Below are 13975 nucleotides of genomic sequence, written 5' to 3'. Positions count from 1 at the left end.
ATGAGCGCATTCAACGCAATCGGTGAGGAGCGAGAGATCGACCGGGACGAGTTTACCCCCGGCGTCGAACCGCAGCCGACGTGGTGTCCGGGCTGTGGCGACTTCGGCGTCCTGAAGTCCCTGAAACAGGCGCTGCCGGAGGTCGGCAAGACCCCCGAAGAAGTGCTGACCGTCACCGGGATCGGCTGTTCGGGCAAGTTAAACAGCTATCTCGACACGTACGGCTTCCACACGATCCACGGTCGCTCGCTGCCGGTCGCCCGCGCGGCCAAACTCGCCAACCCCGAACTCGAGGTCATCGCTGCGGGTGGGGACGGCGACGGCTACGGGATCGGCGGCAACCACTTCATCCACACGGCCCGGGAGAACCACGACATGACGTACATCGTGTTCAACAACGAGATCTTCGGGCTGACGAAGGGCCAGACGTCGCCGACGAGTCCGAAGGGCCACAAGTCGAAAACCCAGCCCTCGGGCAGCGCGAAGACGCCGATCCGGCCGCTCTCGCAGTCGCTGACCGCCGGCGCGAGCTACATCGCCCGCACCGCCGCGGTCAACCCTAACCAGGCGAAAGAGATCATCAAGGAGGCCATCGAACACGACGGGTTCGCTCACGTCGACTTCCTGACCCAGTGTCCGACCTGGAACAAGGACGCCCGCCAGTACGTCCCCTACATCGACGTCCAGGAGTCCGACGACTACGAGTTCGACGTCACCGATCGCGCGGAAGCCGCCGAGATGATGCGCGAGACCGAGGACGTCCTCAACGAGGGGACCGTCCTCACGGGCCGGTACTACGTCGACGAGGACCGACCGTCCTACACCGAGGAGAAGGCGGCCGTCGGCGAACTGCCCGACCAGCCGCTGGCCGAGCGGTACTTCGACGACGACGCCGAGTGGGAACGCAGCTACGACCTCCTCGAGCGCCACACCTGAGGCCGGTCGCGAACGACCCCGAATCGGTCGGTCCCGTTTCACCGCTTCGGGGAGCCGTTGACGTGACTGGTTAGATCGAACTCAGTCGCGTCCGTCCGCGCCGACCCCTTTGGCGAACAGCTTCGAGACGTAGCTCAGAATCAGGAGGGCGAGGACGAGGCCGGCGAGCAGGCGCGGATCGAACCCGTACAGCGCCTCGCGGACGCCGTAGGCGACGACCAACAGTCCCATTAGCAGTGCCGTTCCGCCGGCCCACCGCGAGGCGTATGCGGGATCGACCGATTCGTCGTAGTTGGCGTGGAGGTCCGCCCGCCCGCGAACGGCGATGAGCCACGCCAGTCCGAGGATCGCGAGTCCACAGCCGATCCAGACAACGCCGCTGATGAGAGTCGGAGCGACCACGATGGTCGCCCTGGGTCCACCACGGGAATAAACCGCGCGATTTCGGGCCTCGAGCCAGCTGTCTCCCCGTGTCTTCCGTTCGGATATACGTCGTTTTCGGATACAAAAGATATTTTTCCGCCGGAGCAAAACGTACGCTCATGAGTACGCAGGCGACGGAAGATCGTATCCTCGAGGTCCTCGAGGAGGACGCCCAGGCGTCCTATGCGGAGATCGCTGATCGGGCGAACGTCTCGAAGCCCACGGTACGAAAGTACATCAACCAGCTCGAGGAGGAGGGGGTGATCGTCGGCTATTCGGCCGACATCGATCCGAAGAAGCTCTCGAGCCAGACGATCGCGATGGTCGGGCTCGACGTGGCCAGCGAACGCTACGTCGAGGCGACGAAGGCGATCAAGGACCTCGAAGCGGTCGAGGCCCTGTACAGTTCCAGCGGCGACCACATGCTGATGGCCGAGGTGCGCGCCGAGGACGGCGACGCCCTGGGCGAGATCATCTCCGAGGACCTCCTCGAGATCGACGGCGTAACTGCGGCCCATCCCTCGTTCCTCCAGGAGCGTCTCAAGTAACGCGCGTCGCCGTTCGTCGCCGGTCGTTGGGACCGACGTTTTCCCCATGGCCGCCGTAGCCGTCACCGAGCGATGCCTACCTACGAACGCGAGACGACCGTTCGATCGCCCTTCGAGGACGTCTGGGCCTTCCACTCACAGATCTCCGGCCTCGAGGGGCTGACGCCCGACTGGATGAACCTGCGCGTCGAGCGCGTGATCGGGCCCGACGGGGAGCCGGATCCGAACGTCCTCGAGCCCGGCTCGGAGATCGCGCTCTCGATGTGTCCCTTCGGCGTCGGGCCGCGCCAGCACTGGACGTCGGTGATCACGGACCGCGAACGCGAGGACGGATCGGCATACTTCCGGGACGAAATGGTCCACGGCCCCTTCGACCGCTGGGAGCACACCCACTCGTTTCACGCCGACGGGCGGCGGACCCGGATCCGGGACCGGGTCACCTACGAACTCCCGATCGGCGGGCTCGGGGACGCGGTCGCCCCGCTCTCGAACCTCGGGTTCGAGGCCATGTTCCGGGCACGCCACCGGCTGGCGAAGGCCCAGCTCGAGTGACCGAGCCGCGGTGACGTGTCGGCGGCCCAATCGGGCGATTCGACACCCGAACCAGTCCCGTTTTGCCCGTTGCCGGCCTACCGGGATGTATGACTGACGACGGGGTCGACCGGCGACGATTCATCGGTGCGCTCGCGGCGGGGACGGGCGTGGGTATCGCCGGCTGTCTCGGCGAGAGCGAGTCCGATGACGGCCCCCCCGCACAGGTGTACGAACCGACGCTCGAGGGCATCGAGGAGGGACCGTTCGAGTACCCCGAGGGGATGTCCTGTGCGGTCTGTGGGATGACCGCCGCGGACTTTCCCGAATCGAGCCAACTCCGTCACGAGAACGGGCAGGCAGCCGTGTTCGAGTCGCCGGGGTGTCTGTTCACGTACGTGGTCTCGTCGACGCCGGACTCGCCGATCGACGGCGCGTGGACGGTCGATCGCGAAACCGGCGAACAGATCGACGCGACCGAGGCCCACTACGTCCTCATCACCGACGAGCGGGCGGTCGACGATCCGATGGGTATCGATCCCAAAGCGTTCGCCGACCGCGCGGACGCCCTGAGCTACCTCGAGGCGTGGGAGGCCGAGGACCTCTCTCCCGAGGACGACATCATCACCGGGCTCGAGCCGGTCGACCTCGAGATCGCGGCGATCTACCGCCCGTATAAGGTGCCAAACGAGTAGCCCGGGTTTGCACGCGACCGGTTTCCGGAAGCCGTTTGTGGGGTCGCGCGGGAGCGATGGACGTGCGCGCCGATCGCGATCTGTCGCCGGTGGCCGCCCTCGCGATTGCGGTAGTTGCGACGAGTACCAGCGCCATCCTCGTCCGCTGGAGTACGGCCCCGAGTTCGGTCGCGGCGCTCTATCGCGTCCTCTTCACGGCCGTCTTGGTCGCACCCGTCGCCGCGACCCGTCACCGCGGGGCCTTCGCACGACTTTCCGTCCGGGACCTCGCGGGTGCGGTCGTCGCCGGCGTCGCGCTGGCGGTTCACTTCGCCGCGTGGTTCGAAAGTCTCGCCCACACCAGCGTCGCCGCCAGCGTCACGCTCGTCCAGAGCCAGCCGGTCTTCGTCGCGCTGGGCGCGTGGCTGGTCCTCGGCGAGCGACTCACGCGCGCGACGGCCGCCGGGATCGCCGTCGCGCTCGCGGGGGCGACGGCGATGTCGCTCGGCGACGCCGGTGGCTCGGCCCTCACCGGGACGACGACGTACGGCAACGCCCTCGCCCTGCTCGGCGCGGTGACCGTCGCCGGCTACGTGCTGGCCGGCCGCTCGATCCGCCAGCGGGTCCCGCTCTTTCCCTACGTCACCGTCGTCTACGGGGTCTGTGCAGTCGCGCTCTTCGCCCTCGTGGGCGTGCAGGGCCACGCCTACGTCGGCTATCCGCCCCGCGAGTGGGGACTCTTCCTCGCGCTGGCCGTCGGCCCCGGCCTCCTCGGCCACACGGTGAGCAACTGGGCGCTCGCCCACCTCGAGTCGGTCGTCGTCAGCGTCGCCTGGCTCGGCGAGCCGGTCGGTGCGACGCTGCTCGCGCTCGTCCTGCTCGGGGAAGTGCCGGGCCCGGTTACGGTCGGCGGCGGCCTCGTCGTGATCGCTGGCGTCGCGGTGACGACGCTCGAGCGGGACCGGCGCGTCGACACGACGGACTGACGGCCGTGGCGGAGTCGTCGACGGAAAAAAGAGCCCGGCAGCGGGCTACTGGACGTCGATCTCGCCGACCGCGTCGAGCTGTGACTGGTCGAGGTAGACGGCCATCTCCTCGGTCGCAACGAACTCGACGGTCTGGGTCTCACCCTGTTCGCTGAGGAAGTCCGAACGGACGTAGGTGTTCCACTCGTTCGTCCCGCCCGCGCTGGCGATCACGAAGTTGTGGCCGGGCAGCGGTTCGTAGGTCCTGTTCTCGCCTTCGGGCTGGTGTTGCCCGATTGCGTTCTCCCACTCGAGGGCGTAGGTCTCGCCGGCCTCGAGTTCGAGCGTCGGGTTCTCCTCGTCGGCGATGGCGTCGGGACCGACCCCGACCCAGCGCCCCTCCTCGAGTCGCATCGAGTAGGTCTCGGCCGGGTCGCCGGGTTCGGTCGCCGACAGGGTGGCGGTGAACGCGGCGTCGTCGCCGTCGATCGTCACCGTGTCGGTCAGTCGCTCGTGGCCGTAGGTCCAGACCTCGACGTCGTACTCCCCGTCCTCGAGCATATCGAAGCGAGCGACCGCGGGCGGTGCTTCCTCCTCCTGTTGGCCCGGTTTGGCGGCGACGTCGGAGAAGGAGTGGTGATCGCCGACGAACACCTCCGCGCCGAGTGGGTCGCCGTTCTCGTCTTCGACCCGTACCCGCAACTCGTGGACCTCGTCGACGTCGATCAGTTCGATCGGGCCGCGCATCTGGACGGGATGGGGAACGCAGTAGTAGCCCGCCATCCCCTCCTCGGCGGTGACCGTCAGCGAGGTCGATTCGCCCTGCTCCTCGACGAAGTCGGTCGCCTCGATCACGTTGCCGTCCTCGTCCTCGAGGGTGAAGTTGTGCCGCGAGCCGTCGCCGTTCGTCCAGACGATCTCGTGGTCTTCGCCTTCGATCAGTCGCAGCGGCGGGTTCGAGCGGCCGTCGATCTCGGCGGGGGCGACGCCGACCCAACCGCCGACGATACCGAGCAGCGAGAGGGTCCGGCCCGCGCCGTCGTTTTGCGTGGCCGGCAGTCGGAAGTCGATCTCGTCGCGGTACGCGCCCGCCGTGCCGGCCGCGGCCGTTCCGGCGATCGCCGCGGTGCCTCGCAGCACGCCGCGGCGGGACACGTCGTCGCGTGAACGTTGTTCGTTCGACATTGTTGTGTGGTGGTGATCGGTCGTCGGTCAGTCCTCCATCGAGAACACGGCGAGCGTGTCCCCGCGCGGTCCCTGCCGGAGCCAGCCGCTGCCCCCGACCTGCACGGCGACGTACTGCTTCCCCTCGTCGGGGTCGTACCAGCTCATCGGCGAGGCACTGATCGGCACGTCGAACTCGTACTCCCAGAGGCGGTCGCCGGTCTCGCCGTCGTAGGCGACGAAGGTGCCGTTCTGGGTGCCGTTGAAGACGAGTCCGGTGGCAGTCGACAGCGAGCCGCCCCACATGTAGTGATCGTCCTCGCTCTCGATCCATTCGCGCCAGACGCGCTCGCCGGTCGTCGGATCGACGGCCGCGAAGGCCGTGATCGCGCCGTTCCACTCGTCGGGGAACTCGCTGGCCGGATCGGCCAACCCGCCGCCCCAGTAGGGGTTGCCCTCGCTGAACTCCTCGTAGCGCCAGTAGAGGTCCTGCGGGTAGTTCTGGTGGATCACGTACACCAGTCCCGTCTCGGGGTTGTACGACGGCGGCTGCCAGTCGTTGCCGCCGGGCGCACCGGGGACGAACGGGACGCGCTCGTCCTCGCTGATGTGGGGGATCATCTCCCACATATTGATGTGCTGGCAGATCTCTTCGCTGCGCTCGTGGAGGTCGCCCGACTCGGCGTCCATCATGTACACCCAGCCGGTCTTGTCCGAGCCGACGACCATGTCCATCGACCCGTCGTCGGTCTCGACGTCCCGAACCAGCACGCGCGGCGCGACCGCGTCGTAGTCCCAAACGTCGTGGGGACTGCTCTGGAACCCCCACTGGAACTCGCCGCTCTCTAAGTCCAGCGAGATCGTTCCACAAGTGGGGAAGTTTGGCCCCGGCCGTACCGTCCCGTCGAAGTCGGGGCCGGGGTTGGCGACCGCCGTGTAGAGGACGCCCGCCTCCTCGTCGATCGTCGGCGTCATCCAACTCGTCCCACAGCCGTGTTCGCGGCTCGCACCGACCCACTCGTCCTCGAGCAGCGTGTCGGTTTGCCACTGTATCTCGCCGCTCTCGGCGTCGATGGCGGCGATGAATCCGAGAACGCCGTACTCGCCGCCGGCGCTACCGGTGTAGATCGTCCCGTCGTGGACGACCGGTGCCCACGTCGCCGAGTACCCCTCTTCGTGGTCGGCGGTACTCGTGTACCAGCGCTCCTCACCGGTGTAGCGGTCCAGCGCGACGACGCCCGAGTCGAGCGTCGTCATATAGACCGTGTCGCCGTGGACGGCGGCCCCGCGGTTGTTGTCGTCACAGCATAACTCGACGCCCATCGGGACTGCGTAGGTGTAGCTCCACAGGATCTCGCCCTCGCGGGGGTCGATCGCCTTCATGTGGTTCGGCCCGTTGGTCTGGTACATCACCGGCGGATCGCCCGGGACGACGATCGGCGTCCCCTCCATGCTCGAGCCCGTCCCGACCGAGAGTTCGTACTCCAGCTCGAGGTCGGCGACGTTCTCCGGCGTGATGACGTCGGCCGGCGTCGCGCGGTGTTGTTCGTAGCTGCCGCCGTACATGAGCCAGGACTCGGGGTCCTCGCCCGTGTCGCTCAGCATCTCCTGGTCGACGTCGACCTCGGGAATCCGGTCGGTGTCGTGTTGTTCGGTGACCGCCTCATCGGGACCCCCGACGAGCGTATAGCCGTCTTCGATCTCTTTCAATTCGATCTCGCGTGCGGCCTGAACGGCCCTGTCGTTGCGTAGTGCCATCGTATCACCGCAGTTCGCTCGGGGCGCGCATCTCGTCCGTGATGTAGAACACGGAGTGACACAGTTCCTCTTGGGCGACGATCCCGACGGCCGACCCCGCGGTGAACGCGGCGGTCAACTGTTCGTCGGTGAGCCGTCGGTCCCCGACGAGATCGCAGGCGGCCGTCGCCGTCACGAACAGTCCGCCCAGCATCGCCTTCGTGTACTGGGCCGCGTCGTCGAGGATCTCGTCGGTGACGAGAACCTCGTACTGGCTGAGGTGCCTGTCGAGCCCGCGGATCCACAGCAAAGCCCCGCCCATCGCCCGCTGATGCAGCGGTGGGACGGTCTCGGTTTCGAACTCGACGCCTGCCGGGATCCCATTCGACGGGACCCACCGCGCGAGCCGCTCGCTGTTGTTCGCGACATCGGTCAACAGTGCCGTCTTCTCGGCCTCGTCGAACCCGACGCCGTCGAGCGCCGACGACAGCGGGTCCGCCAGTACCAGTTCGCGGACCGTCGTCTCGATGTGTCCCGCGGTAAACCGCGGCAGGTTCTCGTCGAGACTCTCGAAGAAGCCCGCCTCGAGCAGGTGGTCGTACAGTCGCCAGCCCGGTGCCGCCAGCGCGGTATACGGGCCGTCCGTCCCGTCGGGGACGCCGCCGTCGCGAACCGCCGGTACGCGACCGATCGCCGCCGCGATGTTTTCCCGTTCCCGCTCGAGTCGGTCCCGCTCGAGTCGCCCATCGAGGTCGGCCCGAATCGCTTCGCCACGGGAGGCAAAGGACGAGTCGGACCGCGGTTCGATCTGTCCCGCGAGCCCCGCCCACGTTACCGCGCCGTCCGACGGATCGTCGACGCCGAGGACCGCTGCCAGATCGCGTTGTTCCGCGGCTGTCATGTTCGCCGCAGTGGATATTTGTGCCATGATACCACGGCACAAAGAACGCCATCACGTGCTTTGATAATGCTTATCAAAGAATTCCGGCGCGATAGGGTCCACCTAAACGAGTGTACGGCCGAGCGGAGAGAACGTGTTGCTGCTGTGGTGGTTCTCACAGACTGTACGGACGACTTACCGGGCGACCGTGGTGCCAGCCGCTAAGGCAGGTCGTCCCGTAGCCGGACCGTACGGGACGACACCCGTTTTTGATCCTCGCGACCGTACGTTCCGTGGGTGAGAGCCGGTGATCGATCTCCGCGACCTCCGGACGCGCCTCGAGCAGCCGGCGTACGTCGGTGAGAACCGGTGTTGGCCGTGTACGGCCGTCAACATCGTGATCGCGGTCGCCGCCGGGATCGCGGCAGGGATCGCCGTCGCCCCGTCCGTCGGCGCGCTCGTACTCGCCGGCTGTCTCGTCGTCGTCCGCTACCGCGGCTACCTGCTCCCCGGAACGCCGACGCTTACCCGGCGGTATCTCCCCGATCGCGTCCTCGCGCTGTTCGGCAAGACGCCGTCGCCGCAGGCGACGATCGGGACCGTGTCGCCCGCGGAGTTGACGGACGTCCTGCTCGCTGCCGGGATCGCGACCGACCGGGCGGGCGAGTTTCGGCCGACCGCCGCCGTCCGAGAGCGGTGGGTCGACGACTCCTCGAGCGACGGGCCCGCCGAACCGAGCGCCGCCGCCGTGGCATCGATCCTGGGTGCGGACGACATCGAACGGATCGACGACGCCGCGTTCGTCGTCGACGGCCGCAAACGCGTCCGCTGGGAATCGCCCGCGGCGCTGCGAGCCGACATCGCTGCGGCCCCGCTGCTTCGCGCCCGCCTCGAGGGCTGGGACGACCTCGAAACCGACGAACGCCGCGACCTCCTTCGAGGGGTCCGGCTGCTCCGGGATCGCTGTCCGATCTGTGGCGGAGCGGTGACGACCGCCGCCGACCGTCGCGACCACTGCTGTCGGCGGCCCCGCGTCGCGATTCGGGCCGTCTGCGAGGACTGCGACCGGCCGCTCGTCGAACTCGCCGTCGCCGAATCGGCGGCCGACCCGTGGCTCGAGGTTGCCGGCCTCGCCCTCGCGGACGAGTCGCCGTCCGAACCCTGAGCGGGTCAGTCCTCGGCCGTCGGATCCGCGGTCTCGCCGAGCGGTTCGACCTCGACGTCGATCTCCGCGGCGGCGGCCTTGTACTCGGGGATCTTCGCGCGCTCGTCGAGGACGTGGTTCGTCAGCTTGTTCGCCGACGCGGCGGCGAAATGCGGCGTCGTCCAGACGACCCCCTCCTTGGTGTCGTCGGTAACGCGGGCCTCGAGCGTGATCTCGCCCCGCCGCGAGTGTAACCGGACGTACTCGCCGTCCTCGATGCCGTAGCGCTCGGCGTCCGCGGGATGCACGTCGACGAAGTTCTCCGGGGTTTGCTTGTTCAGCGTCGGCGAGCGGGTACTCATCGTCCCGGTGTTGTAGTGTTCCTCGAGGCGGGCGGTCGTCAGTATCAGCGGGTACTCGTCGTCGGGGGTCTCCGCGGGCGGGGTGTGTTCGACCCCCTCGATGTGGCCCAGCCCGCTCTCGGTCTCGAACTCGTCCTCGTAGAGGAACGGATCGCCCTCGTCGCCGGGCTCGTAGCAGGGCCAGTGCAGTCCCTCCTCGCCGAGCAGGTCGTAGGTCATCCCGTGGTAGCTGGGACAGACCTGCCGGAGTTCCTCGAAGATCGCCTCGGGATCGTCGAAGTCAAACCCCTCATTGAACAGCCGCGACCCGATCTCGGTCAGGATCTCCCGGTCGTGTCTCGTGTTCTCGTGGACTTTCCCGACGCCGCGCATCCGCTGGACGCGTCGGTCGGTGTTGGTGACGGTCCCGCCGCGTTCGGCCCACGTCGTCGCCGGGAGGATCACGTCGGCGTAGTCCGCCGTTTCGGTGTGGAAGATGTCCTGGACGACGGTGAACTCGAGGTCCGCCAACCGCTCGGCGACGGCGTTGGCGTCGGGTTCGCTCATCACGGGGTTCTCGCCCATGACGTAGAGGCCCTTGATCGAGTCGCCCGCCTCGTAGGAAATCTCGACGTTCGTCAGGCCGGGTTCGTCGGGGATCTCGAACCCCCAGACGTCTTCGACCGATTCGCGGGCCTCGTCGTCGTCGACCAGCTGATAGCCCGGGAGGACGTTCGGCATCGCGCCGACGTCACAGGTCCCCTGAACGTTGTTCTGGCCCCGCAGCGGGTTGACGCCGGTGCCGGGCCGGCCGAGGTTGCCCGTGATCAGCGCAAGGTTGATCTCGTTTTGGACGTTGTCGACGCCACAGGCGTGCTGGCTCATCCCCATCCCGGTGAAGATGGCCGCGTTGTCGGCCGTCGCGTACTGTTCCGCGGCGCGTTCGATCGCCTCGAGCGGGACGCCACATTCCTCGGCCGCGGCGTCTTTGTCGAAGTCCTCGAGCGTCGCTTTGAGGTGGTCGAATCCCTCGGTCCGCTCCGCGACGAACTCCTCGTCGATCCAGCCGTCCTCGGGGTGTTCCTCGTGATGCTCGAGGATCGTCTTCAGGACGATATTCAGTAGCGGGATGTCGGTCCCGGGGTTCAACTGCAGGTGCTGGTGGCGTTCCGTGTCGCCGATCTGAAACGACCGCGTCGTCTTGTTCGCGTGGGGGTCGACCTGAATGACCGTCGCGCCCTCCAGTACCGCCTGCCGGAAGTACTGGCTGTTGGCGATGGGGTGTTGCTCGCCCGGGTTGGCCCCCTGAATCCAGAACACGTCGGCTTCTTCGCGGAGGTCGCGCATGCTGTTGGTCATCGCCCCCGCGCCCAGACTGGTCCGCAGGGCCCAGACCGTCGAGGCGTGGCACATCCGCGTGCAGTTGTCGACGTTGTTGGTGCCGTACCGGCGGGCCAGCTTCTGGAGCAGGTAGTTCTCCTCGTTCATCACCTTCGAGGAGCCGAAAAAGCCCATCGCGTCCGGGCCGTACTCCTCGCGGATCCGCTCGAGTTCGTCGACGACGTACTCGTAGGCCTCCTCCCAGGAGGCCTCGCGGAACTCGCCGTTTTCCTTGATCCGTGGCTCGGTGAGCCGGTCCTCGTGGTCGACTACCTCCGTCGCCGCGCCGCCCTTGATGCAGATCCGGCCCTCGTTGACCGGGGCCTCGCCCCAGGGCATGAACCGGACGTCGCCGGGCTCTTCGCCAGGCTGTACTTTGATCCCGCAGCCGACCCCGCAGTACGGACAGATCGTCTTGACTGGCTCCTGTTGATCGCTGGACATCGTGGGTACACCCGTTAGTCGAACGGGTCCACCTCCGTGTGCATGATACTTTCTACCATGAAACTGGCATGTGACCGTCGGTAGTGGTACGGTTTCTCGAAACTATCCGTGAAATCCGTACTCAGTATCGATGAAGGGTATACCAGTCCGATAGTTCCGCTTTTGATACCACTGTTAGTGGGTTACTCTATCTTGGCGAGTTTCGTCTGGTGAGCTGCCAGCAGTTCTAATACCGGTTTGATTTCGTCAAAGCAAGGGCCCCGTTCGATGGAGTTGACACTCGGCAGCCAGTTGATGTAGCCGTACTCGTCTAACTTGGGGAGATGTTTGTGTCGATAGGCGATTCTGTTGGTTTCGTCGGCGGTCTCTCCGTCGGGCGGAGAGTCGAGATTCATCGGTGAATCGGTCTGTATGGGCGTCTCCAGGAGGGCGAACAACACCCGTCTCCGGTGAGTGTCTGCTACCGCATCAAATACCTTGTCGGCTTTTTGAGCCATTACACTCTACGTAGGCCTTCTGTCCGTTTAGGTACTCGAGGTTTTCACTCCGGGGAGAGTTTTGATTAACTGAGTAAATAGACATTCGTTGCAGTACCGGCTGCCGAACTACTGCTGTGACGGAACCGCCGCACACCGGACCGTGACCGAGCGACAGCCTCCTCTCGAGACCGCCGGGACAACGCCTACGGGCCACCGTGTCAAACGGTTTCACGATGGAACTCACCGACTCGCTCGTCGCCGCGACGGCCCGCGAGTACCGCGAGCGGGAGCCGCTGTACGCCGTCGAGGCCGAACAGCTCGAGACGCTGCCGGCGGCCTTCGCGGCCGGCGAGTACGGCCGTCGGGACGCGGTCTGGGTCGTCCGGTGGTACTACCGGCGCTTCCTCGGCGACTACCCCGACGCTGACCGCCGCGCGGCCGAGGACCGCTTCCGGGACAACGACTTCGAGGCCGTCCGCGACGCCATCGCCGACGCCGTCGTGGCGGACGGCGCCACGGAGGCAGTCGACGCGCTGACCGCCCTCGAGGCCGTCGACGTTCCCGTCGCCTCGGCGTTTTGCATGTTTCTCGAGCCGGACGTGTACGTCGTCGTCGGCCCCCGCGAGTGGGCGACGCTCCGCGACGCGGGCGAACTCGATCGGCCCTACCCCGATCCGCCGTCGGTGGCCGACTACGAACGCTACCTCGAACGCTGTCGGATCCTCGCCGATCGGTTCGATTGCGGTCTCTGGACGCTGTACCGGGCGCTCTGGCGGCTCTCCGACTGAGTACCGACTCCGCTCGACCGCCCTGCCCTGCCCCGGCCGCCGTCACCGGGGTCGTTCCCGTCGGCGGGGCACTTTTGCCATCGCTGGACGAACGCTCGGCTATGTCCCTCGAGTCCGACCAGTCGGCCGTCGTCCTCGCGGGCGGGGGCTCGACCCGCTTCGGCGACGCGGACAAGGCCGTCGCCGACCTCGCCGGGACGCCGATGATCCGCCGGGTCGTCGATCGCCTCGAGCCGGTCGTCGACGAGATCGTCGTCAACTGCCGCGAGGAGCAGGTGCCGGCGCTCGAGGCCGCGCTCGCGGGCGGCCCCGACCCCTCGTTCGCTGTCGACCCGGTGCCGGACCGCGGGCCGATGGCGGGCATCATGACCGGCCTCCGAGCGACGACTGGGGAGTACGCCGCCGTCGTCGCCTGCGACATGCCCTTCGTCGACCCGGCGCTGATCGCCCACCTCTTCGAGCGGGCCGCCGGCCGCGAGGCCGCAGTACCTCGCGTCGACGGGGAGTGGTTCCAGACCACGCAAGCCGTCTACCGGGCCGATCCGATGACCGCCGCCTGCGAGCGTGCCTTGGAGCGGGGCGACCGCCGAGTCGTCGAACCGCTGTCGGACCTCGACTACGTCGTCGTCGAGGACGACGAGATCCGCGAGTACGCGCCGCTCGAGACCTTCGAGAACCTCAATACTCGCGAGGAGTTCGAGGCGGCGGCCGAGCGGCTCGCGGCCGACTCGTGACTACCGCTCGAGGCGGCGGCCGAGCGGCTCGCGGCCGACTCGTGACTACCGCTCGAGGACGTCGACGATCGGTTCGTCGTCGATCATCCGGGCCAGCACGACCCGGGAGACGGTCGGCGCTCGCTCGAGCAGCTCCCGGCCGATCGCCGTGGCGGTCTCGCGCAGTTCCGGCCCGTCGACCTTGTTGAGCAGCGGGACGACCGTCGCGCCCTCGGGGACGCCTCGCAGTCCGCCGCGGTCGCTCGCGAGGACCCGGGCCACGTCGACGGGGCGGATCGCGTCGCCGCGATCGAGGCCGGTGATCGCGGCCACCCGCTCGGGCCGGTGGACCGTCGCGGCGGCTAGCGGCTCCCCGACGGCCTGGACGCTCGCGATCGGGACCACGGTATCGACGCTCGCGGGGAGTTGTGGCTCGCGGTCGTTCGGGGCCTTGAACTCCCGGGTCCGTGCGCCGTCGGCCTTGACGAGGACGAGATCGGCGGCGTCGGTTGCCGCGAGGCCGTCGACGACCGCGGGATCGTAGCCCACGTACCGGTCCTCGCCTTCCCGTTCCGGGACGACGCCGACCGGCCACGATTCGGCGCGCTCGAGCGCCGCCGCGGGGTCGTCCGTGACGACGACGCGCTCGACGCGGCGGTCGAAGATGGGGATCCGGACCGTCGCGGTCACGGCCGCCCGGAGCGACCGATCGTGGGCGGCCCGGGCCGCCAGCGCGTACAGCGTCGTCTTCTTCCCGCCCGCGCCCACGACCGCGACGAGGCCGGACTCGGCCCGGAGCGCCTCGAGGGGGTCCATATCCCAGCTATC

The 13975-nt window shown here is 67.6% G+C and carries 15 protein-coding genes; 8 read left to right on the top strand and 7 right to left on the bottom strand.

The window, feature by feature from the left end:
* A complete protein-coding gene (locus NP511_RS05410) occupies nucleotides 1–936 on the top strand; it encodes a thiamine pyrophosphate-dependent enzyme (protein WP_006181102.1) in 936 nt (311 codons plus the stop codon).
* 81 nt (nucleotides 937–1017) lie between these two features.
* On the opposite strand, the gene NP511_RS05405 is transcribed toward NP511_RS05410, so the two are convergent.
* Entirely contained in the window at nucleotides 1018–1338 is a 321-nt protein-coding gene (locus NP511_RS05405; RefSeq protein WP_006181101.1) for a hypothetical protein, read from the bottom strand.
* Between the two features lie 140 nt (nucleotides 1339–1478).
* Here NP511_RS05405 and lrpA1 point away from each other — a divergent pair, with 140 nt between their 5' ends.
* The 4 genes from lrpA1 (at nucleotide 1479) to NP511_RS05385 (ending at nucleotide 4098) form a co-directional block, all read left to right on the top strand.
* Nucleotides 1479–1907, top strand: a complete 429-nt coding sequence (lrpA1, locus tag NP511_RS05400) for an HTH-type transcriptional regulator LrpA1 (RefSeq protein WP_006181100.1) — start codon at nucleotides 1479–1481, stop codon at nucleotides 1905–1907.
* A gap of 72 nt (nucleotides 1908–1979) precedes the next feature.
* Nucleotides 1980–2459, top strand: a complete 480-nt coding sequence (locus NP511_RS05395) for an SRPBCC family protein (protein ID WP_049964724.1) — start codon at nucleotides 1980–1982, stop codon at nucleotides 2457–2459.
* Between the two features lie 89 nt (nucleotides 2460–2548).
* On the top strand, nucleotides 2549–3133 hold the full coding sequence (locus tag NP511_RS05390) for a nitrous oxide reductase accessory protein NosL (RefSeq protein ID WP_006649295.1): 585 nt from the start codon (nucleotides 2549–2551) through the stop codon (nucleotides 3131–3133).
* A gap of 56 nt (nucleotides 3134–3189) precedes the next feature.
* The gene (locus NP511_RS05385) at nucleotides 3190–4098 is read left to right on the top strand and encodes a DMT family transporter (RefSeq protein ID WP_049964723.1); all 909 of its coding nucleotides are present in this window, start codon (nucleotides 3190–3192) and stop codon (nucleotides 4096–4098) included.
* Nucleotides 4099–4143: 45 nt separating this feature from the next.
* Here NP511_RS05385 and NP511_RS05380 read toward each other — a convergent pair whose 3' ends face one another.
* From NP511_RS05380 to NP511_RS05370, 3 genes are read right to left on the bottom strand one after another with little or no spacing between them, the layout of a single operon-like run.
* Entirely contained in the window at nucleotides 4144–5262 is a 1119-nt protein-coding gene (locus tag NP511_RS05380) for a cupredoxin domain-containing protein (protein ID WP_049964722.1), read from the bottom strand.
* 27 nt (nucleotides 5263–5289) lie between these two features.
* Nucleotides 5290–6999 carry a pyrroloquinoline quinone-dependent dehydrogenase gene (locus NP511_RS05375; protein WP_049964721.1) on the bottom strand — a complete coding sequence of 570 codons (1710 nt, stop codon included), beginning with the start codon at nucleotides 6997–6999 and terminating at the stop codon, nucleotides 5290–5292.
* Nucleotides 7000–7003: 4 nt separating this feature from the next.
* Nucleotides 7004–7906, bottom strand: a complete 903-nt coding sequence (locus NP511_RS05370; protein ID WP_371827948.1) for a hypothetical protein — start codon at nucleotides 7904–7906, stop codon at nucleotides 7004–7006.
* A 259-nt stretch (nucleotides 7907–8165) separates the two neighbouring features.
* Between NP511_RS05370 and NP511_RS05365 the strand changes: the two genes are divergently transcribed.
* Nucleotides 8166–9023: a DUF8054 domain-containing protein gene (locus NP511_RS05365; RefSeq protein ID WP_049964720.1), complete on the top strand. Its 858-nt coding sequence runs from the start codon at nucleotides 8166–8168 to the stop codon at nucleotides 9021–9023.
* A gap of 5 nt (nucleotides 9024–9028) precedes the next feature.
* Here NP511_RS05365 and fdhF read toward each other — a convergent pair whose 3' ends face one another.
* Nucleotides 9029–11167, bottom strand: a complete 2139-nt coding sequence (fdhF, locus tag NP511_RS05360; RefSeq protein ID WP_049964719.1) for a formate dehydrogenase subunit alpha — start codon at nucleotides 11165–11167, stop codon at nucleotides 9029–9031.
* A 182-nt stretch (nucleotides 11168–11349) separates the two neighbouring features.
* Complete coding sequence (locus NP511_RS05355; protein ID WP_049964718.1) at nucleotides 11350–11664, bottom strand: hypothetical protein; 315 nt, start codon at nucleotides 11662–11664, stop codon at nucleotides 11350–11352.
* Nucleotides 11665–11879: 215 nt separating this feature from the next.
* Between NP511_RS05355 and NP511_RS05350 the strand changes: the two genes are divergently transcribed.
* Together NP511_RS05350 and NP511_RS05345 are read left to right on the top strand one after the other, a co-directional pair.
* Nucleotides 11880–12434 (top strand): hypothetical protein, encoded by a 555-nt coding sequence (locus tag NP511_RS05350; RefSeq protein ID WP_049964717.1) that lies wholly within the window; start codon nucleotides 11880–11882, stop codon nucleotides 12432–12434.
* Nucleotides 12435–12535: 101 nt separating this feature from the next.
* Nucleotides 12536–13168, top strand: coding sequence for a molybdenum cofactor guanylyltransferase (locus tag NP511_RS05345; protein WP_049964716.1), 633 nt, complete (start codon nucleotides 12536–12538; stop codon nucleotides 13166–13168).
* 45 nt (nucleotides 13169–13213) lie between these two features.
* On the opposite strand, the gene yqeC is transcribed toward NP511_RS05345, so the two are convergent.
* The gene (yqeC, locus tag NP511_RS05340) at nucleotides 13214–13963 is read right to left on the bottom strand and encodes a selenium cofactor biosynthesis protein YqeC (protein ID WP_049964715.1); all 750 of its coding nucleotides are present in this window, start codon (nucleotides 13961–13963) and stop codon (nucleotides 13214–13216) included.
* Nucleotides 13964–13975 lie beyond the last annotated feature (12 nt).

The organism is Natrinema thermotolerans (assembly GCF_031165565.1).
Taxonomy (GTDB): Archaea; Halobacteriota; Halobacteria; order Halobacteriales; family Natrialbaceae; genus Natrinema; species Natrinema thermotolerans.
The sequence above is the reverse complement of the archived record's forward strand: the minus strand, read 5'-3'. Positions and strand labels throughout refer to the sequence as shown.

Coding starts and splice junctions, on each gene's coding strand:
- NP511_RS05410 (WP_006181102.1), top strand. CDS start 1: ATGAGCGCATTCAACGCAATCGGTGAGGAGCGAGAGATCGACCGGGAC.
- lrpA1 (WP_006181100.1), top strand. CDS start 1,479: ATGAGTACGCAGGCGACGGAAGATCGTATCCTCGAGGTCCTCGAGGAG.
- NP511_RS05395 (WP_049964724.1), top strand. CDS start 1,980: ATGCCTACCTACGAACGCGAGACGACCGTTCGATCGCCCTTCGAGGAC.
- NP511_RS05390 (WP_006649295.1), top strand. CDS start 2,549: ATGACTGACGACGGGGTCGACCGGCGACGATTCATCGGTGCGCTCGCG.
- NP511_RS05385 (WP_049964723.1), top strand. CDS start 3,190: ATGGACGTGCGCGCCGATCGCGATCTGTCGCCGGTGGCCGCCCTCGCG.
- NP511_RS05380 (WP_049964722.1), bottom strand. CDS start 5,262: ATGTCGAACGAACAACGTTCACGCGACGACGTGTCCCGCCGCGGCGTG.
- NP511_RS05375 (WP_049964721.1), bottom strand. CDS start 6,999: ATGGCACTACGCAACGACAGGGCCGTTCAGGCCGCACGCGAGATCGAA.
- NP511_RS05370 (WP_371827948.1), bottom strand. CDS start 7,906: ATGGCACAAATATCCACTGCGGCGAACATGACAGCCGCGGAACAACGC.
- fdhF (WP_049964719.1), bottom strand. CDS start 11,167: ATGTCCAGCGATCAACAGGAGCCAGTCAAGACGATCTGTCCGTACTGC.
- NP511_RS05355 (WP_049964718.1), bottom strand. CDS start 11,664: ATGGCTCAAAAAGCCGACAAGGTATTTGATGCGGTAGCAGACACTCAC.
- NP511_RS05350 (WP_049964717.1), top strand. CDS start 11,880: ATGGAACTCACCGACTCGCTCGTCGCCGCGACGGCCCGCGAGTACCGC.
- NP511_RS05345 (WP_049964716.1), top strand. CDS start 12,536: ATGTCCCTCGAGTCCGACCAGTCGGCCGTCGTCCTCGCGGGCGGGGGC.
- yqeC (WP_049964715.1), bottom strand. CDS start 13,963: ATGGACCCCCTCGAGGCGCTCCGGGCCGAGTCCGGCCTCGTCGCGGTC.